At 65.7% G+C, this 17,840-nt stretch carries 16 protein-coding genes; 11 read left to right on the forward strand and 5 right to left on the reverse strand.

Going from position 1 to position 17,840, the window contains the following annotated elements:
* Positions 1-252 precede the first annotated feature (252 nt).
* Positions 253-1,854, forward strand: a complete 1,602-nt coding sequence (locus AC1DW9_RS30825; RefSeq protein WP_476776798.1) for an ABC transporter substrate-binding protein — start codon at positions 253-255, stop codon at positions 1,852-1,854.
* Between the two features lie 198 nt (positions 1,855-2,052).
* Here the strand turns inward: AC1DW9_RS30825 and AC1DW9_RS30830 are convergent, their stop codons facing one another.
* Positions 2,053-2,364, reverse strand: a complete 312-nt coding sequence (locus AC1DW9_RS30830) for a hypothetical protein (RefSeq protein WP_476776799.1) — start codon at positions 2,362-2,364, stop codon at positions 2,053-2,055.
* A 253-nt stretch (positions 2,365-2,617) separates the two neighbouring features.
* Between AC1DW9_RS30830 and AC1DW9_RS30835 the strand changes: the two genes are divergently transcribed.
* Positions 2,618-2,797, forward strand: coding sequence for a hypothetical protein (locus AC1DW9_RS30835; RefSeq protein ID WP_476776800.1), 180 nt, complete (start codon positions 2,618-2,620; stop codon positions 2,795-2,797).
* A gap of 186 nt (positions 2,798-2,983) precedes the next feature.
* Here AC1DW9_RS30835 and AC1DW9_RS30840 read toward each other — a convergent pair whose 3' ends face one another.
* A complete protein-coding gene (locus tag AC1DW9_RS30840) occupies positions 2,984-3,898 on the reverse strand; it encodes an alpha/beta fold hydrolase (protein WP_476776801.1) in 915 nt (304 codons plus the stop codon).
* Between the two features lie 16 nt (positions 3,899-3,914).
* Complete coding sequence (locus tag AC1DW9_RS30845) at positions 3,915-4,250, reverse strand: GIY-YIG nuclease family protein (RefSeq protein ID WP_476776802.1); 336 nt, start codon at positions 4,248-4,250, stop codon at positions 3,915-3,917.
* 120 nt (positions 4,251-4,370) lie between these two features.
* Between AC1DW9_RS30845 and AC1DW9_RS30850 the strand changes: the two genes are divergently transcribed.
* The 8 genes from AC1DW9_RS30850 to AC1DW9_RS30885 all read left to right on the forward strand — a co-directional run bounded on the left by AC1DW9_RS30850 (position 4,371) and on the right by AC1DW9_RS30885 (position 12,115).
* Positions 4,371-5,021 (forward strand): DUF2239 family protein, encoded by a 651-nt coding sequence (locus AC1DW9_RS30850; protein WP_476776803.1) that lies wholly within the window; start codon positions 4,371-4,373, stop codon positions 5,019-5,021.
* Positions 5,022-5,247: 226 nt separating this feature from the next.
* A complete protein-coding gene (locus AC1DW9_RS30855; RefSeq protein WP_476776804.1) occupies positions 5,248-6,081 on the forward strand; it encodes an IclR family transcriptional regulator in 834 nt (277 codons plus the stop codon).
* Between the two features lie 2 nt (positions 6,082-6,083).
* Positions 6,084-7,391 carry an NAD(P)/FAD-dependent oxidoreductase gene (locus tag AC1DW9_RS30860; protein ID WP_476776805.1) on the forward strand — a complete coding sequence of 436 codons (1,308 nt, stop codon included), beginning with the start codon at positions 6,084-6,086 and terminating at the stop codon, positions 7,389-7,391.
* Complete coding sequence (locus AC1DW9_RS30865; protein WP_441493643.1) at positions 7,388-8,473, forward strand: ABC transporter ATP-binding protein; 1,086 nt, start codon at positions 7,388-7,390, stop codon at positions 8,471-8,473. Before AC1DW9_RS30860 ends, AC1DW9_RS30865 begins: the two co-directional genes overlap by 4 nt.
* Positions 8,470-9,354, forward strand: a complete 885-nt coding sequence (locus AC1DW9_RS30870; protein ID WP_441493644.1) for an ABC transporter permease — start codon at positions 8,470-8,472, stop codon at positions 9,352-9,354. The genes AC1DW9_RS30865 and AC1DW9_RS30870 overlap by 4 nt, the downstream gene beginning before the upstream one ends.
* Complete coding sequence (locus AC1DW9_RS30875) at positions 9,351-10,157, forward strand: ABC transporter permease (protein WP_441493645.1); 807 nt, start codon at positions 9,351-9,353, stop codon at positions 10,155-10,157. The genes AC1DW9_RS30870 and AC1DW9_RS30875 overlap by 4 nt, the downstream gene beginning before the upstream one ends.
* A gap of 5 nt (positions 10,158-10,162) precedes the next feature.
* Positions 10,163-11,209, forward strand: a complete 1,047-nt coding sequence (locus AC1DW9_RS30880; RefSeq protein WP_441493646.1) for an extracellular solute-binding protein — start codon at positions 10,163-10,165, stop codon at positions 11,207-11,209.
* A gap of 324 nt (positions 11,210-11,533) precedes the next feature.
* On the forward strand, positions 11,534-12,115 hold the full coding sequence (locus tag AC1DW9_RS30885) for a hypothetical protein (RefSeq protein ID WP_441507200.1): 582 nt from the start codon (positions 11,534-11,536) through the stop codon (positions 12,113-12,115).
* Positions 12,116-12,353: 238 nt separating this feature from the next.
* On the opposite strand, the gene AC1DW9_RS30890 is transcribed toward AC1DW9_RS30885, so the two are convergent.
* Together AC1DW9_RS30890 and AC1DW9_RS30895 are read right to left on the reverse strand one after the other, a co-directional pair.
* Positions 12,354-15,206, reverse strand: coding sequence for an autotransporter domain-containing protein (locus AC1DW9_RS30890; RefSeq protein ID WP_476855280.1), 2,853 nt, complete (start codon positions 15,204-15,206; stop codon positions 12,354-12,356).
* A gap of 369 nt (positions 15,207-15,575) precedes the next feature.
* Positions 15,576-16,394, reverse strand: a complete 819-nt coding sequence (locus AC1DW9_RS30895) for an XRE family transcriptional regulator (protein ID WP_476776807.1) — start codon at positions 16,392-16,394, stop codon at positions 15,576-15,578.
* A gap of 141 nt (positions 16,395-16,535) precedes the next feature.
* Here AC1DW9_RS30895 and hisD point away from each other — a divergent pair, with 141 nt between their 5' ends.
* On the forward strand, positions 16,536-17,840 hold the full coding sequence (gene hisD, locus AC1DW9_RS30900; protein ID WP_476776808.1) for a histidinol dehydrogenase: 1,305 nt from the start codon (positions 16,536-16,538) through the stop codon (positions 17,838-17,840).

Genomic DNA, 17,840 nt, shown 5'->3' on the forward strand with positions numbered 1-17,840 from the left:
GTTGACGTTCGATCATTCCGCTCGATATCATTCAACATGATCGCGATCGACCTCCTATATAAGCAAGTCTATCTCTATTACGTTCGATCACTAGCTAGAACTATTCTATTACCTGACCACAAATCTATCGCGACGCCGCGTCGCGACAGATACCCCCTTCCCCACCACCGCCCTCCTGCCGACGTCTCGGAACTCTTCCGAGCGCGTCCGCATGGCCAGATATCGGCCGCCCCAGGCTCCAAGAACGGTTCCATGATGAAGAAGCGCTTTTCCCTTTCGCTCGCCGCCCTGGCTTTCGGCACGGCTCTCTCGCTAGCCGCCCCGGGCTTCGCGCAAACCCTGACGATCGGCGTTCGCGCCGGCCCGGAATCGGTCGATCCGCATTTCACCTCGACGGGGACGCATGCCGAGACCTTGAAGCATGTCTTCGACACCTTGGTCTGGGCGGGCGACGAGCTCCAGCTCGAGCCCCGGCTTGCGCTGAGCTGGAAACCGGTTGGGGAAACCGCCTGGGAATTCAAGCTGCGCCAGGGCGTCGTCTTCCATGACGGCAGCGCCTTCACGGCCGAGGACGTCAAGTTCTCGATCGAGCGCTCGCGCCAGATCAAGGGACCGAGCCCCGTCTCCGTCTATGTCCGCCGCGTCAAGGACGTGACGATCATCGATCCCTATACGCTGCGGGTCGAGACCGACGGCCCGGCGCCGACGCTGCCCAACGACTTCGTGCGCCTCTTCATCGTTTCGTCCAAGGCCGCCAAGGAGCTGCTGACGGCGGAGGCGGCGAATCCCGCCTTCAACTCCGGCAAGGCCGCGATCGGGACCGGGCCCTACAAATTCGTCTCGTGGACGCCGCGCTCCGAGCTGGTCCTGGAGCGGTTTGACGGTTTCTGGGGCGAGAAGGAGCCCTGGCAGCGCGTGGTGCGCAAGGAGATTCCAAACGATGCCTCGCGGGTCGCGCAACTCAAGGCGGGCCAGGTCGACCTGATCGCCCGTGCGCCCCTCTCGGACGTGACCTCGCTTGGCCGCGATCCCAAGCTCGCCGTGACAAAGACGGACACGATCTATCTGTTCAATGTCGACTTCGATTTCCGCGAGAAGAGCCCTCAGGTCTTCGCCAGGGATGGCTCGCCCTTGCCGAAGAACCCCTTCCTCGATCCGCGCGTCCGGGAAGCCTTCGATCTCGCGATCGATCGCCAGGCCCTGGCCGAGATCGCCATGGAAGGTTTTGGCAAACCCGTCGGCCAGCTCGTGACACCCAATATCTTCGGGTTCAATCGCGATCTGCCGATCACCAGGCCCGATGCCGCACGCGCAAGGCAGCTGCTCGGAGAGGCCGGGTTTCCCAACGGCTTCAGGGTGACGCTGAGCTTCACCACCGACCGTCTGCCGGGTGACAAGGAGGTCGGCGCTGCCGTCGTCCAGATGCTCGCCAGGGTCGGCATCGATGCCGTCTCCAATGGGCAGCCGACGACGATCCTGTTCCCGGCACGGCAGCGCGGCGAGTATTCGCTGACCCTCTACGGCTGGAGCACCTCCACGGGGGAAGCGCATTACACGCTGGCGGCCCTGACCCACACCGCCGATATCGCGCGCGGACTGGGCGGCTACAATGTCACCGGATACAGCAATGCCGAACTGGACAGGCTGATCGACGCCGCCGGGGTCGAACTCGACGAGGCGAAGCGGCGCAACCTGCTCGAGCAGGCCGGAGCGCTGATCGGCAAGGACCGGCCGCGCCTGCCGCTGGTGCTGATCGGCACGGCATGGGCCTCGCAGAAGGCCAAGGTGACGATCATGCCGCGCGTCGACGAAGACACGCTGGCGATGAATATCCGCCCGAGCAGGACGAACTGATGCGCTGACGTCGGCGACGGCCATTCGACACCCGGGCGGCCGGCCCTGCAACGGGCCGCCCGGGCTCTTACGTCGACGCAGCGTCGACCTGTGGCGACGGCTCCGCGCCTCTTTTGAGCTCTCCCGCGTCGCGTGGACGCCTGGGTCTCAAGCGCTGAGGCCGCTCCACTGGGGACTTCCAGTCATCAGCCGGGACTTCTAGTCATCACGGTTGTCGGAGCATGTGTAGCCGACAAAGCACGATCTCGAATTCTGGGTCCTGACCCAGGCGGGCGTGAGATACATGTCCTCCGCACAGAACGCGGAATCCTTGACGTAGCGATTGAAGATGTTGGGGCCCGAGTTGAGAATGGCGGAGCCCTTCGACTGGACCAGGGCTTTGGCCTCGGCACACTGCATTGTCCGTAGGTTTGGGCCCTCCTGCGCAAGTGCCATCGTGGCAAGAAGCGTTGTGCCCAGCGCAAGGGTGAGGGTCTTGGCGCAGCGGCTGGCAGTGACAAGTGGCTTCATGGCTGTTTGCTCCCTATCGCGTCGTGAGAAACGTCGTAGTCGCCTCCTGTGGGCGGACGCCTGCATTGACGGGGCAATGCCGGCGCCGAAGCGTCGTTATCCGGTGCATCTTCGCGCACCACGCCGGCAGCAGGCTCGCATGACCTGCGGTGGCACCCTTACGTTGACACCCGTTTCGGGTGTCGGGCTACTCACGCATCGGTGAGGTTCGCAATCCCCGCGTGTTATCTCCGATCGCGCAAACTGCGTGAGGGTGACGGCGCGCCTGCAACTCGCGCTGATCGGCGCCGCATCGGCCTCTCAGAAGGCCAAGGTGACGATCCGGCCGCGCGTCGACGATGGCGGAGAAAGCTATCCTCGACGGCACCTGGAAGCCTCCGATTATCGCGAAAGTGAAGTGAACGGAAAAACCGGCCAGTCACCGCAAGCTTGAGTTCAGAAAGTAATCATCTGGCCGATTGCGATCCGTGCGATGGCAGGCTGAAGTTACCTTCAGTTTCTCATGTCCGCCTTTGGCTCCCAGCCAAATCTCAGCTTTCCATCCATATGTGCCATTGGAGCAGGGAGGTGGCTCTCCGGGAAGCGGACGCCGAACTCACTTGCGGCCAGAGGTGCCTTCCTATGCTCCGAAAGTCGACGGCCGCGAACGGCGGGCGGTTCGGTCGATGGCGTGCGCCACGGTACTGAAGAGCTGCGCGGGCAGATCGTGTCCCATCCCATCGATCAGCATCATCTCCGCATCCGGGATTGACGCCGCGGTATCCTGACCGCAGCCGGGGCGAACGAGAGGATCGTTCGTCCCGTGAATGACGAGGGCCGGCGCCTTGATCGTAGCCAGTTGTGACCGGCGGTCACCGGCCAGCGCAATTGCCGCAAATTGGCGCCCGAACCCGCCTGGTACACGACCTCGCCGAACCTCCTCCCCGAGGAGAGCACGGCAAGCCTCTTCGTCGAACGAATAAGCGGTGCCAGCGACGCGCCGGGCGAAGGCGACGCCGTGATCAAGGAAGCCCGCCTCGTCCAAGACTGGATCGGGTGCGGGCCGCATCATCATCGTCATGGCGTCCGGTTCTGCCGACGGCAGGGCCGGGTTTCCCGTCGCCGACATGATCGAGGTGAGCGACAGAACACGGGACGGGTACTCGCTCGCCATCATCTGAGCGATCATCCCGCCCATCGAGCGCCCAACAACATGGGCCTGCGGGATGGAGAGGGCATCAAGCAGGCCGATTGCATCCGCGGCCATGTCGGCAAGTGTGTAGGTCACAGGTGGCCGCTGTCCCGCCATGAGGAGAGACACCAACGTTCCGACATCTACGGTTCCATGCTGGGCGAAGGAGGTTGAACGCCCGGCATCCCGATTGTCGAACCGGATGACGCGATAACCCAGCGCGGCCAGTTCCCCGCAAAAGGGATCAGCCCAGCGGATCATCTGCGTCCCCAGTCCGGAGATGAGCAGGATGGCCTCCGCCGCTTCCTCACCGAAGCTGTCATAGGCCAGGGTGATGCCGTTACTGTTCAGGTTCTTCATCATCGTCCGCTTCCAGCCGTCAAATCCGGGTAGCCTGTAGTTTGTCTGCCCAGTGCGTGAGGCGCTCTTGCAGCAGGCGAGCGCGAACATAGTCGCTCTCTTCTTCCTCAAGACGCTCGATGATCTCGAAGGTGAATGCCTCCGTCCCTTCGGCGCGCCACGCGTCCTGGAGGGAACGATGCGTGTTATTTCCGAGCTGCAGGGTGAACCAAAGCCGGTTCTGGATCGTGGACAAGTCAGGAGCTTGTCCCACCCAGACCGCACCGGTGGGTATGCAGCGAACGGCGTAGATGCCGGTCGCGATCTCTCGTTTCCGATAGGCCGCTACGGCTGCCTTCCGATCTTCGCGTTTCATGACGTGAGCGCCTCCTGACGGCGGCGACAGCTAGCCGAAGCAGTTTGAGAAAGCAATATTGCCCGGGTAATATTGACGCACGCCTTTTTGGCCGGGTAATAACTCGCGGTGGAGGATCCTATGTCCGATTACCTGTCCAAGTTGTGCACCGCTTTCGTCGGCACGGAGCAGCTAGCGGCTGGATCTCTGATTGACGTGGCCTTGGCGATCAAGGCCGCTGAAGGCGACCGCGCTGACGCGTCCATTCTCGTCTTCGACGATGCTACGGGCTCCGTCGTGGATCTCGACCTGCGAGGCACGACCGCCGAAGTCGTGGTCCGTCTCAGCGAGCGGGGGAAGCGAGAGACAGCGGCGGCCAGGACGCAAACGGCTTCGGACACCGATGCAGAGCCTCGCGGGCGTGGGCGGCCGAAACTAGGCGTCGTCGCCCGAGAGGTCACACTGCTTCCCCGACACTGGGAATGGCTCTCCGCGCAGCCCGGCGGGACGTCACAGGTTTTACGGCGCCTCGTAGACGAGGCTCGCCGATCCGATGGTGGCCAGACCCAAGCCAAGGCCGCGCGCGAAGCCGCCTACCGCTTTCTCAACGCATTGGCCGGTGACCTTCCTGGCTTCGAGGATGCTATCCGGTCCTTGTTCGCGGGCGAGGATCGGGACTTTGCCGACCGCATGAACGCTTGGCCGCCGGACGTAAGACGCCATGCTTTGAAGCTGGCGACTGGATCATGTCCGCTTCGCGCCCCTCAGGAAGCGGATCCAACAATCCGCTAACCACCCTCCTGCGACCTTCGGACGTCAGCTAATCCGCATAGTCCCTGGCGTCCTTCCGCGAGTCGGAAGGACGATCGTGATCCGGCAGCCGCCCCCGGGGGCAACCGCCCTTTCCGGGGATCACGCGGCCCACTACGGCGGAACTCTCTGTCTAAAATAAAATACTAAAAATCTTATTGCGATATTCATGTGCGCGAATAAGCTCGGGGAAACGAGGGAGAGCGCGATGAGAGATGAGCAGGATGCCGCAGAGGCACCTGAGCGTTCCGAAAGCGAAGAGGACAATCGGGCGCGCATGCTTGCCAGCCCGATGTTCGTCGGCTCGTTGCAGCGCGGCTTCGCGGTGCTGGAAGCCTTCAGCCCCGACCAGCGCGAGATGGGCATCACCGAGATCGCAGCCGCGACCGGCCTCGACAAAAGCGCAGCGCAGCGCTTCACGTTCTCGCTCTATGCGCTTGGTTATCTCGAGAGGAATCCGGCGACCCGCAAATACAGTCTGTCGCGGCGCGCGCTTGGGTTCGCCTATGCCTATCTGCGCAGCGATCCGCTGGTCGAGGTGGCGACCCCCTATCTCGCCGACCTCCGCCAGAACTGTCAGCAGCGGGTCGATCTCAGCGTTCTCGACGGCACCGACATTCTCTACGTCGTGCGTCTGCAAAGCCAGCGGGAGGCGTTCGGCGCAACCTTGGTCGGCCGCCGCATCCCCGCCTTCTGCGCGTCCGGCGGCCGGGCCATGCTGTCGCGCCTGCCGGAGGCGGAAGCCCTGGCTCTGGTCGAACGCAGCAACCGCAGGCAGCTGACGCCCTATACCGTCACCGATGTCGATCAGATCATGGCTGCGATCGACCGCGCCCGGACGGATGGGTTCGCGATCTCCGTGCAGGAAACCCTGGTGGGCGAAATCGTGGTCTCGGCACCCGTGGTCGATATGCGCGGCTTGCCGCGGGCTGCGGTTCACATCGCCATGTCCTATGCCGAATACGACGAGAGCACGGTGCGCGAGCGGTTCGCACCACTGTCTGTCGCGACCGCGCGCCTGATCGCCGGTGGTGGCTACTAGCGATGAGCGGCTACCCACCCACTCATTACGCGGCGACGCGAACCGACGACGCGCACTGGCCGGGGCTGGACGGAGATCACGAGACTGAGACCTGCATTGTCGGCGGCGGCCTTGCCGGCGTCGCAGCCGCGCTGGCGCTGGCCGAGCGCGGGCGGTCCGTCATCCTGCTGGAGGCGCACCGCATCGGCTGGGGCGCATCGGGACGCAATGGCGGTCTTGCCACGCGCGGCTATCCGATTGCGATGCCGGCTTTGGCCGATCGCCTCGGCATCGACGAAGCCAGGGCGCTCTGGCGGCTGAGCAGCGAGGCGCTCGCCATCGTTCGTCGCCGGGCCGAAGCGCTGGGTCCGACGGTGCTCGTCGGCCACGGCGCCCTGCGGTGCCGGATGGCGGAACACCCGGACAGCCTGGGCTCCTATGTCTCAGCCATGAACGAGCGCTTCAATGCGGGCCTCGTTCATCTGCCGGCGGCCCAGCTCGGCGCGATGCTCGCGACCGATCGCTATGCCGACGGGTATCTCAATCCCTCGTCGCTTCAGCTGCATCCGCTGAATCTGGCGCGTGGCATGGCAACCACTGCGGCGCAGCACGGTGCACACCTGCACGAAGGCGCCGCCGTCGTCTCGCTGAAGCGCCGGGGCACGGCCTGGACTGTCGCGACGAAGGCCGGCGCCGTCTCCGCCCGTCATGTCGTGCTTGCCGGTGGTGCGCATCTCGGCCTGCTCCACAGGCGCCTGGGACTTGCGACGGTGCCGGTCGCGAGTTTCGTGATGACGACGGAGCCCGCACCCGAGCGCATCAGGCAGGCGATCGCGACCGACGCCGCCGTCTCGGATACGCGCGTCGCCACTGATTATTATCGCGTCCTGCCCGACGGACAGCTGCTCTGGGGCGGGCGGGCGAGCGCGCTTGAACCCAACGCGGCGCGGCTGGCGCGGCTGCTGCGTGGCGACATGGCGCGGATCTATCCGCAACTCGCCGATCTGAAGGTCGAGATGGCGTGGGGCGGCCTGATGCCGATCGCCCGGCACCGCATGCCGGTGATCGGCCCCCTGGAACAAGGACTATGGGCTGCCGCCTGTTTTGGCGGCCTGGGCCTGGTGAACACCACGCTCGCCGGCGAGCTGATCGCCGGCGCCATCGCCGACGGTGACGACCGCCACCGGCATTTCGCGCCATTCGGGCTGCCTTTCGCTGCAGGCTCGGCTGGCCGGGCCGCATTCCAGTTCATCTATTGGCGCCATCAGCTCGGCGACCAGTTCCAGCAGATGCGGCGGCGAGCATCGCGGCCGGCAAAGGAAACCCCATGACCGATGCAGCCGTCGCCATCTCGTCGGTACGCAAGACCTTCGCCGGCGCCAGTCAGCCTGCGCTGGGCGGCGTCTCGCTCGATATCCTGAAGAACGAGTTCTTCACACTTCTGGGCCCGTCGGGCTGCGGCAAGACAACCCTGCTGCGCATGATCGCCGGTTTCGAAAATCCGGATTCGGGCGCGATCCTGCTCGATGGCACCGCAATGGAGCGAACGCCGCCGAACCGCCGGCCGGTCAATACGGTCTTCCAGAGCTACGCCCTGTTTCCCCATATGAGCGTGGCGCAGAACATCGCCTTCGCGCTCGAGATGCTCGGCCGGCCGCGCGAGGCCATTCGGGCGCGCGTTGCCGAGATGATGCGCCTGCTGCGCCTCGACGGGCTTGGCGACCGCCGGCCCGCCCAGCTCTCGGGCGGACAGCAGCAGCGTGTCGCCCTCGGGCGGGCGCTGGCGCCTGAACCGAAAGTGCTGCTGCTGGACGAGCCGCTGTCGGCGCTCGACCTCAAGCTGCGCAAGGAGATGCAGATCGAGCTCAAGCGGCTTCAGACCGAAACCGGCATCACCTTCGTCTTCGTCACCCATGACCAGGAGGAAGCGCTGACGATGTCCGACCGCGTCGCCGTGATGCGCGGCGGCGCCGTCATGCAGATCGGGCGACCAGCCGATATCTACGAGCGCCCGGCCAATCTCTTCGTTGCCGAGTTCATTGGCGAGGCCAATCTCCTGCCTGCGATCTGCGTCGATCGAAGCGGGGATGGCGGGAGCTTCCGCCTGGCTGGCGCGTCAGACGATGATGGCCCGATCGCCGTCGCCGATGCCGGCCTCCTTGCGCCGGGCGAGAAGGCGATGCTCGTCGTGCGCCCCGAACGCGTCGCCGTCGTGCCGGCGCAGACAACGCGCTTGCGCGGTCAGGCCCGCCAGGCCGTCTATCGTGGCAGCGATCTGATGCTGCATGCATCCCTGCCGGGCGGGGCCCTGTTGCGGGCCCGCCTGCCGGGAGATGCCGATGTCACGGCCCTGATCGGGCAGGTCAGCGGCTTTGCCTTTCCGAGCGATGCCGTCAGGGCCTTTGCGGCATGAACGAGCTCCGCTCCCGCGATATCGCCCTCACCGCGCCGGCCGCGCTGTTCCTCGTGGCCTTCATGGTCGCGCCGCTTCTGCTGATGGTCTACGTCTCGACGCTGGAGCGCGCACCCTTCGGCGGCGTGCTCTGGGGCAGCCATACCGCTGTCGCCTACGAGAAATTGCTGCTCGAGCGCGATCTGCTCGGCGCGCTCTCCTTCAACAGCGACTATATCGCGATCTTCGGCCGCTCATTCCGTCTCGCGGCGATCACCACGGTGCTGACGCTCGCCATCGGCCTGCCGACCGCGCTCTACATGACCACGCTGTCGCCGCGCCGCGCCGCCATCATCCTGTTTCTGGTGACGGTGCCGTTTTGGACCAATCTCCTGGTACGCAACTTCGCCTGGATCCTGATCCTGCGGAATGGCGGCCAGCTCGACAGCCTGCTGCTATGGCTCGGGATCACGAGCCAGCCGCTCGACATCCTCTACACGCCATGGGCCACCGGGATCGGCCTGACCTACTCGTTCCTGCCCTTCATGATCCTGCCCGTCTATGTGGCGCTGGAGCGGATCGATCGGCGGCTGATCGAAGCGGCCTTCGATCTCGGCGCCGACCGGATCCGCGTCCTCACGCGCGTCGTGCTGCCCTTGGCGATGCCGGGCATCGTCGCGGGCGCGGTTCTCGTCTTCGTGCCCTGTCTCGGCGCCTATGTCAGCCCGGAGCTGCTGGGCGGCGGCAAGTCGCTGATGATCGGCAATCTCGTGCAGGCCCAGTTCGGCGCCTCGCGCAACTGGCCGTTCGGAGCGGCGCTGGCGCTGGTGCTCGTGCTCATCCTGCTCTTGTCGCTGGCGCTGCTTGCGCTGGTGCGGCGGCGTGCGGAGCGCCTGTCATGATGCGCGACCAGAACCTGCTGCGCATTCCCGGCGCCAGCGTCATCGCCGGGCTGGCGCTCGTCTTCCTGTATCTACCGATCGTGACGCTCGTCGCCTTGTCGTTCAACGCCAGCGATCTGACGACGATCTGGACCGGGTTCAGCGTCAGATGGTACGCGGCGGTTTTCGACAATGGCGACATGCTGCGCGCGGCCAAGAACTCGCTGATCACGGCGAGCATTGCCACGGTGCTGGCGACGGCAGCGGCGACCGCCGCAACGCTTGGCGTCGCGCGCACGCGCTCGGCCTATCGCGGTGTCGTCGAAGGCTTGCTCGGACTGCCGCTGCTGGTCCCTGAAATCGTCACGGCGGTGGCGCTGCTACTGCTCTTCGTGCTGATCGGGGCGCCGCTCGGCCTGCTCTCGGTCATCCTTGCGCACACCGTGTTCTGCATCCCCTTCGCCTATTATCCGATCCGCTCTCGCCTTGCGGGCCTCGACCCCGCTCTGATCGAGGCCGCGAGCGATCTTTACGCCTCGGCATGGCAGCGGTTCCTGCGCATCGAACTGCCGCTGCTCGGCCCCGGCATTCTCGCCGGCGCACTGCTCGCCTTCATCAGCTCGCTGGGTGATTTCGTCATCACCTATTTCGTCGCCGGCCCCGGCGCCACGACGCTGCCCGTCTATATCTTCGGCATGATCCGCATCGGCGTCACGCCCGAAGTCAACGCACTCTCGGCGATCCTGCTTCTCACCTCGATCGCCGTGATCGGCGTCGCCTTCCTGCTCGGACGGCGGCCCGCCAGTCAACACAAGGGAGGATAAGCGTCTTGAAACACTATTTCCGTCTTGCGGTGGCGGCCCTGGCGCTCGCCAGCGCACCAGGTATCGCGCTGGCCCAGTCCAAGCAGCTGCTGCTGTACAGCTGGGCGAATTATGTGCCGCCGGATCTGCTCAAGCGCTTCGAAGCCGAGACCGGCGTCAAGGTCAGCGTCGACGTCTATGACAGCAACGACACCATGCTGGCCAAGCTGCAGGCGGGCGGCGGCGGCTACGACATCGTCGTGCCGACCAACTCCGTGCTCGCCACCATGATCCGCTCCAACCTGCTGCAGAAGATCGATGCGGCGAAGCTCGCGAATTTTGGGAATGTGAAGGCGCCGCATGATCGCCCCGATGCCGATCCGGGCCGCGAATATTCCGTTCCCTATCTCTGGGGCTCGACCGGCTTCACCTATGATTCCGCCAAGGTTCCCGGCGGCAAGCTGGCGGAGAGCTGGAAGGAATTCTTCGAACCGCGCCCCGACCTCGTCGGCAAGATCGCCGCGCTGAATGATCAGGGCGAAATGTTCAGCGCCGCGGCGATCTATCTCGGCCTCGATACCTGCACCGAGAACCCCGCCGATGCGCAGCGCATCCTGGAGCTTCTGGCGAAGCAGAAGCCGAGCGTGAAGATCTACTCCTCGACCGGCACGATCGATCGTGTCGCAGCCGGTGAGGTCGCGCTGCATCAGCAGTGGAATGGCGCCTCGCACCGCGCCAGGGCCAAATTGCCGACTGCGGTCTTCGTCTATCCGACCGAGGGGATGAACCTGTGGGGCGACAATTTCGCCGTGCCGAAGGGCGCTGCGAACCCGGAGAACGCCAAGCTGTTCCTGAACTGGATGATGGACCCCCGGAACGCCGCCGAAGCCTCGAATTTCAGCGGCTACAACAACGCCATCAAAGGTTCGGATGCGTTCATGACAGCCGAGCTGCGCGACAATCCCGCCATCAACCCGCCCGAAGCGTTGATGACGCGTTTCCGGCCGGTGAAGGATTGCTCACTCAAGGCGCGCGAGCTGCGCGACGGCGTCTGGACGCGCCTGCGCCGCTGACAGAGGACGGAGAGGCGTGCCGAAGGCCGCCTCTCCGCTTTCATCACTTCCACCAGGCTCGCCGAGGGGCAGGCTCAGGATTCCGCGCCCCCAGGCGAGGAGGCGTCGCTTTGTACCCGGCGTCGCGCAGCTGACCGCTGAGACTACGTCTCGTCGCGCCCAGGCAGATTGTTGTTCGAGCCCCTATTGTGTTGCGGCCGAACTTGGCCTTTTCTTCCTGAAGCTCGCCCAGTCATCCATTCCTGCCTTCCATAATCTGCCGATCGAATCCGGAGGCCGGCAAAAGGTCTCAAACCGGATTGCCTTTGAAAGTGGAGAAGCCTGATGTTGAAGCAAATGAGCTTGGTCCTTGCAGTCTCGCTGGCGGTGGGGGTTGCAGGCTGCGCGACCGGTCCGACAGTGACAAGCCAGACAGTCATCGTCGCCGGCGTCGGCCCGGTGGAAGTCGAGCAGCTTGATGTCGAGGTCGCCGAGGTGAATCCCGCCGAGCGCATGGTGATCGTCCGGCAGGGCCGCCAGACCTGGCCCGTCGCAGTGCCGTCCGTGTTCGGCGACCTGCAGAATATCAACGCCGGTGACAACGTCCGGATCCGACGCGTTGAAGGCGTGATCCTTGGTGCCAAGCGCGCTCGGAAAGGCGCCAAGCCGACAATCGTCTATACCGAGGCGGTCAGCAGCCCGAGCTTCCAGAACCTGCCGGACAAGTTCATCGTGCGGACACTGACCGTAACCGCGAGGTTCGAGAGTTTCGATCCGGCGACAGGTGTCGTGAACTATGTCGGGCCGCTTGGACCGCGGACGCGTGAAGTCACGGATCCCGGCATTCAAGACGCGATCAGGCGCCTGAGGCGTGGCGATATGGTGGAGCTTACCTTCGCTGAAGGCTTCCACTTCCAGAAGAACTGAGCCCCTCGGCTCACCGCCGCCTGCCTATGCCAGGTGCGAGCTCCCATCCGGACGGAGGCGAGCATCGCACCTGGTCGCAGCCAGCTCGCCACTCCTGCGACCAGGATGTCCTCAGCGAGGACGGGATGCATCCAGCCCTCGAGAGCGGGCCAACCTCCCAACCTGCAGTGACGGCGCCGGACCCATCAGGCACGGACGCTGCATCACCGTCCACGCCGCTCCCGCACAGCTTTGCCCTCTACCATGTCACGCGCAGCCCGGCCGTCGCGGCGTGGGCGGTGACATCGCTGTTCAGACTGGCGTCGTAATCGGCGAACAGGGTCAGGTTGCGGTCGATCTGGAGCGAGAGGCCGGCGCCGATGACCGCGCTGTCGCGCGCGATCCGGGCACCCTGCACCGGGAAGCCTGCGGTCGGGGCGCCGATGAAGGACGCGTTCAGCACCATCGTGTCGTCGAGGAATTCATGCTGCCAGCGCCCGCGCGCCTCGACCGCGAGGCGGCCGGAGCCGATGTCGAAGCTCTTCGCCAGACGCAGGCCGAGGCTGCCGAGCAGGCTCTGCGCCGATTGCGGCCGGGTCGTCAGGCCAATGCTGTCCGCGCCGGTCTCGCTGAAGCCGTCCTGGTGCAGATAGGTGTAGCGCAGTCCGGCCAGCGGCTCGATCTTCGACCAGCCGAGATCGATGCCGTAGCTGGCCTCCAGCGCGCCGCTGAGGCGGTCGCCATCGTAGGCGGCGCGGGCCTGGCGCGACAGGCCACCGAAGGCGATGCTGCGCTCGCTGTCGAAGCCGAGGCGGGCATAGCCCAGGATGCCGTCGAAGCGCAGCGGGCCGCTGGCATAGCCGCCGTAGAGCGCGCCCTCATAGGCCTTGACGCTGCCATTGCCGCCAAAATTGCGGAAATCGCCATCTGTGCTGGAATAGCCGACGCTGACGCCGGCCAGGAACGCGGGCGTGAACTGCCGGTCGACGCCGGCGATCGCGCCGCCGCCCCGATATGTGCCGCCGCCCGCATTCGCGTCGCCGCCAAGCTTGCCGAACAGGCCGTAGCCACGCAGCCAGGCGCTGCTCTGCGGCGCGACCGGGGCGGCCGGGAGCTGCCTCAGCATCGCCGCCAGCGGGTTGTTGGTCGCGCCCGGCGCATAGGCCATCGCCGAACTCCACTCGCCGCTGGGCCCGGCCTGGCCGGCGCGCAGCGCAGTGAGGCGCCGCTCGATCATTCCTGCAAAGGGCACGAAGCCGCCGAGCGCCAGCGTGCCGAGATTGGCCTGCGTCTCGCCAGCCAGCGCTGCCAGAGCGCGCTGCGCGCCGGCGCGCGTACCCGCCGCCTGCAACACCCCCGCCACCTCGCGCAGGTCGCGGTCCGCGCCGGCGAGTCCGCGCTCCAACCCGCTGCCAGCCGCGCACTGGTTGGCGGAGGCGCAGACCTCCGGCGTGTCGAACGGCAACGTGCGGATGTCGAGATAGGCGACGCGGGGCTCATAGCGCAGGCTCGCCCGAATGAAGGCGGCCGTGCCGTCGCCGGCCGGCCCCTCGACACCGTCGAAGCGGCCGCTGATCCCCTGGCCGGCGCTTAGCACGGGCGCGGTCAGGGAGCGCGGCAGAAGCCGGTTCTCCGCGGTGAAGGCGACGAGGCCGGCAAGGCTCGCCCTGCCGGCGACGGCGAGATGGTTGAGGCCCCCTGCGCCGTCGATCTGCTGGACCAGCACGCCCTCGGGCCGCTGCACATAGTTGCCGTTGACCGTCAGCATGCCGACGCCATAGGCGTCGCCCGCCCAGACGGCGCCGGCATTCTCGACGGAGCCCTTGATCACGCCGGTGCCGGCCAGCACGCCGAACCCGCTGACCGTGGTCGGGGAGGCAATGCTGCCCATCACCGAGAGGAAGCCGCCCTCGACGCGCGTTGCCCCGGCATAGGAGCTGTGCCCCGACAGCACGAGTTCGCCGCCGCCGCGCTTGACCAGCCCCCCTGCCCCGACGATGTCGTTCTCGAAGAATGCGACACCCCCTGGCTGCTCGACGACGAAGTCGCCCCAGTCGAAGCGGCCGGGACCGAGCACCGCCTTGCCGACGTCGAGCAACCCGTAGCCGAAGATCTCGTCCACTCCCGGCGGACCGATGTCCCGCGCCGTCCCCAACAGCGTCTGGCGCACCTGATCCGCCGTGAAGAACGGAAACATCTGCCAGACCAGGGCCGCGGCGCCGGTGACATGCGGCGCCGCGAGCGAGGTGCCGTAGACCTTGGAGTAGCCGCCCTTGGTGTTGGCCACGACGATGGGATCATCGGGAAATTCGGTGTCGAACCAGTCGCCGCCACCGGGCGCCGTCAGGCACCAGTTCTTGGCCACGCCGCAGCGGTTGGTATACCAGGGCTCGTAGCCGTTCGCATAACCCGCCACAGCCAGCCAGCCGCGCTCCAGCTCCGGGAAGAGATGCGGCAGTCCAGCCTGGGCACTCGGCTGGTTGAGACCCTGGTTCGCCGTGCCCCAGATGCTGAGAACGCCCGCAGCGACGGCGCGCCGATAGGCGGGGGTTTCGACGGCATACTCCGCCAGGTAGCTGTCCGCAGTGAATGCCGTAACCGGGCGGTCATCGCCGTAGCTGTTATTGATGATACGGACGCCGCGCGCCTGCAGGTCGGCATAGGCGCGTGCCGCGAAATCCGAATCGATCCATCCCCGCGCGTCTTCTGCTCCGGCCACGATGAGCGAGGCGCCGGGCGCGACGCCGTGCATGCCGCTGCCGTCACGGTTGGCGGCGATGACTGATGAAACCATCGTGCCGTGCCCGCCGCGATCGATCGCCTGCACCGTTCCGGTGGGATAATCGTAGCCACCGGCGTAACGGCCGGTGAACTCGGAATGGCCGGCGAAGATGCCGCYATCGATGACCCCGACCAGGACACCGGTGCCATCGACTCCTCGGGCATAGGCTTTGGCGGCATTGATGGTTTCCAGGCCCCATTGCGCCAGGTATTCCGGCGTCCGCCACGTGTTCGGATCGGTCAGGAGGCCAGTCGACTGGGCAGCGGCTGCGCTCGTCAGGACTGTCGTCAGCAACAGGGCGGCGACGGCGGGCTTGGCTCGGACAGGCAAGGGCATCCTCGGGCGGGAGCAAAAAGCCTCCGCACGGAGACTCATGTCCGCAGCTTCGGGATTCCGCCCGCGGCGCTCAATACGGCAAATGCCGTATTTCGTCCGGTGATTCCGCGGTTTTCGCCTCGCCGCGCGATGGCACATCCACGGGGTCCGCGGGCTCCATGTCATCGATGCTTCGGTGATGCCCTGCGCACCCCGAGGCCAATACCAACCTGCCCACCACGATGCTGGCGGAAGAACTGGCGGATGGTCTGGTCTGAAGCCGCATCATTGCGCGACGGCAACACGCGGAACCGTCCTCGCCTTGAGGTCAAACGGCGCCAGGCGCCTGTCCCCGCCCCCCGTTCCAGTCCCCGCCAGCGCAGCTCAGCTCACCCGCAGCATGTCGCTGCCATCGCCGAGATAGTGCAGGACATCGCGCGGGATCGAGGGGTCGTCGGGCTGCAAGGTCGTGGCGATGGCCATGTCCGCCCTGCCGATCAGGCCGGCGCGGCGATAATGCAAGGCGGTCCTGGTCGCATAGGGCTCGCGCAGCATGGTCGCCGCGATGCCGCTGGCGATGCCGAACATGAACTTGGTCTTGCTGCGCTGAACCGGCATCAGGATCGACGTCGTCAGCTCGTTCTTCTGCACGCTCTCGAAATCGAAGAAGAAGATCCGCCCGGCCAGCGGCACCGTGAAACCGTGATATTTGAAGATGTAATCCGTCTTCCCCCGAGCTTCCGCGCTCGGAAAGCGTTCGAGATAGCAATGCTGGTAGAGGTTCTCGTTGCGGTAGATGCAGAGCAGCGAGCGGATGATCGCGCCCTTGTAGATCGATGAATACTGGTAGCGGTCATAGACCCCCGCGATATCGGGCGTCTCCCGCTTGGCGCCGAGTACGGCTGCATTCATGAAGGCGTCGAACTGGCGCGAGCCGCGCAGCCGTTCCAGCACCGGAAAATAATTGCCGTCGACGAGCATCCGGACCTCGTCCGGGTCGGCGAAGAGCACGGCGGTGCCCAGCCCGAAGAACTGCGAGATCAGCCGGATATTGCCGGGCGACGGCAGGTGCACGCCCGAGAGGTACTTGTTGAACTGCTGCCGGTTGAGCCCGATCTTCTGGCAGACCGCCGTGATCGAGCTGTGCCGCTCGCAGAGGAACCTCAGGTTCGCCGAAAATCGTTCTACCCCATCCGGTCTCATAGCCTCCCCGCCCCCCAAGCATCAGCAGCATGATGACGCGATCACTGCGTCACTTCGCGTCAGCAATCAAGCGACTGCGAAATTGTCAGCCGGCACGGCAGCGCCGAACACTTGCGCTCAGATGTGGTGTGGAAGGCAGTGATGATCAGGCGCTTGAAGACGGCGGCACGGTTTGACGATGCGGTTCAGGACAAGGCTCTCACCAAGGCGGTGGAGGAGCTTTTGGCGCAGGTCGAGACCGGCGGCGACAAGGCGGTGCGTGCGCTCGCCACCCGGTTCGACGGGCTCGACCGCGCCTCCTACAGGCTGAGCGACGCCGAAATCCGGGCCTGCGTCGATGGGCTGACGACACAGCAGCGCAACGACATCGCATTCGCCCAGGAGCAGGTCCGCAACTTCGCGCAAGCGCAGCGCGCGGCGCTCCGGGATATCGAGGTCGAGACGCTGCCGGGCGTGATCCTCGGGCACAAGAACATCCCGATCGCGAATGTCGGCTGCTATGTGCCCGGCGGCAAATATCCGCTGCTGGCATCGGCGCATATGTCGGTCGTCACGGCCAAGGTCGCGGGCTGCGAGCACATCATCTCCTGCGCGCCGCCCTTCAATGGCGCGCCCGCCCCCTTGATCGTCGCCGCCCAGCATCTGGCCGGCGCGGATGAAATCTACTGCCTCGGCGGCGTCCAGGCGATCGCGGCGATGGCGTTCGGTACCGAGACGATCAAGCCGGTCGACATGCTGGCCGGCCCCGGCAACGCCTATGTGGCCGAGGCCAAGCGCCTGCTCTTCGGGCGGATCGGCATCGATCTCTTCGCCGGCCCGACGGAGACGCTGATCATCGCCGACGAGACAGTCGATGGCGAGATCTGCGCCACCGACCTGCTTGGACAGGCCGAGCATGGCGTCAATTCGCCGGCGATCCTGCTGACCACCTCCGAGGCGCTGGCGCGCGAGACGATGCGCGAGATCGAGCGGCTGCTCGCGATCCTGCCGACGGCAAAAATCGCCCGCCAGGCCTGGGAGGATTATGGCGAGGTCATCCTCTGCGACAGCCTGGAGGAACTCGCGGAGGAAGCCGACAGGATCGCGTCGGAACATGTGCAGGTGATGACCGCGGACCCGCAATATTTCCAGGATCGCCTGAAGAATTACGGCTCGCTCTTCCTCGGCGTGCGCACCACCGTGTCCTATGGCGACAAGGTCATCGGCACGAACCATACGCTGCCGACCAAGAAGGCGGCGCGCTATACCGGCGGGCTCTGGGTCGGGAAATTCCTGAAGACCTGCACCTATCAGCGCATCCTGACCGACGAGGCCTCGGTCCTGATCGGCGAAGCCTGCTCGCGGCTGTGCATCATGGAAGGCTTCGTCGGCCATGCCGAACAGGCCAATATCCGAGTCCGCCGCTTCGGCGGGCGCAACATCCCCTACGGCGCCGCGGCCGAATAG

Source organism: Allobosea sp. P4_E12 (assembly GCF_056401655.1).

Coding starts and splice junctions, on each gene's coding strand:
- AC1DW9_RS30825 (WP_476776798.1), top strand. CDS start 253: ATGATGAAGAAGCGCTTTTCCCTTTCGCTCGCCGCCCTGGCTTTCGGC.
- AC1DW9_RS30830 (WP_476776799.1), bottom strand. CDS start 2,364: ATGAAGCCACTTGTCACTGCCAGCCGCTGCGCCAAGACCCTCACCCTT.
- AC1DW9_RS30840 (WP_476776801.1), bottom strand. CDS start 3,898: ATGATGAAGAACCTGAACAGTAACGGCATCACCCTGGCCTATGACAGC.
- AC1DW9_RS30845 (WP_476776802.1), bottom strand. CDS start 4,250: ATGAAACGCGAAGATCGGAAGGCAGCCGTAGCGGCCTATCGGAAACGA.
- AC1DW9_RS30850 (WP_476776803.1), top strand. CDS start 4,371: ATGTCCGATTACCTGTCCAAGTTGTGCACCGCTTTCGTCGGCACGGAG.
- AC1DW9_RS30855 (WP_476776804.1), top strand. CDS start 5,248: ATGAGAGATGAGCAGGATGCCGCAGAGGCACCTGAGCGTTCCGAAAGC.
- AC1DW9_RS30860 (WP_476776805.1), top strand. CDS start 6,084: ATGAGCGGCTACCCACCCACTCATTACGCGGCGACGCGAACCGACGAC.
- AC1DW9_RS30865 (WP_441493643.1), top strand. CDS start 7,388: ATGACCGATGCAGCCGTCGCCATCTCGTCGGTACGCAAGACCTTCGCC.
- AC1DW9_RS30870 (WP_441493644.1), top strand. CDS start 8,470: ATGAACGAGCTCCGCTCCCGCGATATCGCCCTCACCGCGCCGGCCGCG.
- AC1DW9_RS30875 (WP_441493645.1), top strand. CDS start 9,351: ATGATGCGCGACCAGAACCTGCTGCGCATTCCCGGCGCCAGCGTCATC.
- AC1DW9_RS30885 (WP_441507200.1), top strand. CDS start 11,534: ATGTTGAAGCAAATGAGCTTGGTCCTTGCAGTCTCGCTGGCGGTGGGG.
- AC1DW9_RS30895 (WP_476776807.1), bottom strand. CDS start 16,394: ATGAGACCGGATGGGGTAGAACGATTTTCGGCGAACCTGAGGTTCCTC.
- hisD (WP_476776808.1), top strand. CDS start 16,536: ATGATCAGGCGCTTGAAGACGGCGGCACGGTTTGACGATGCGGTTCAG.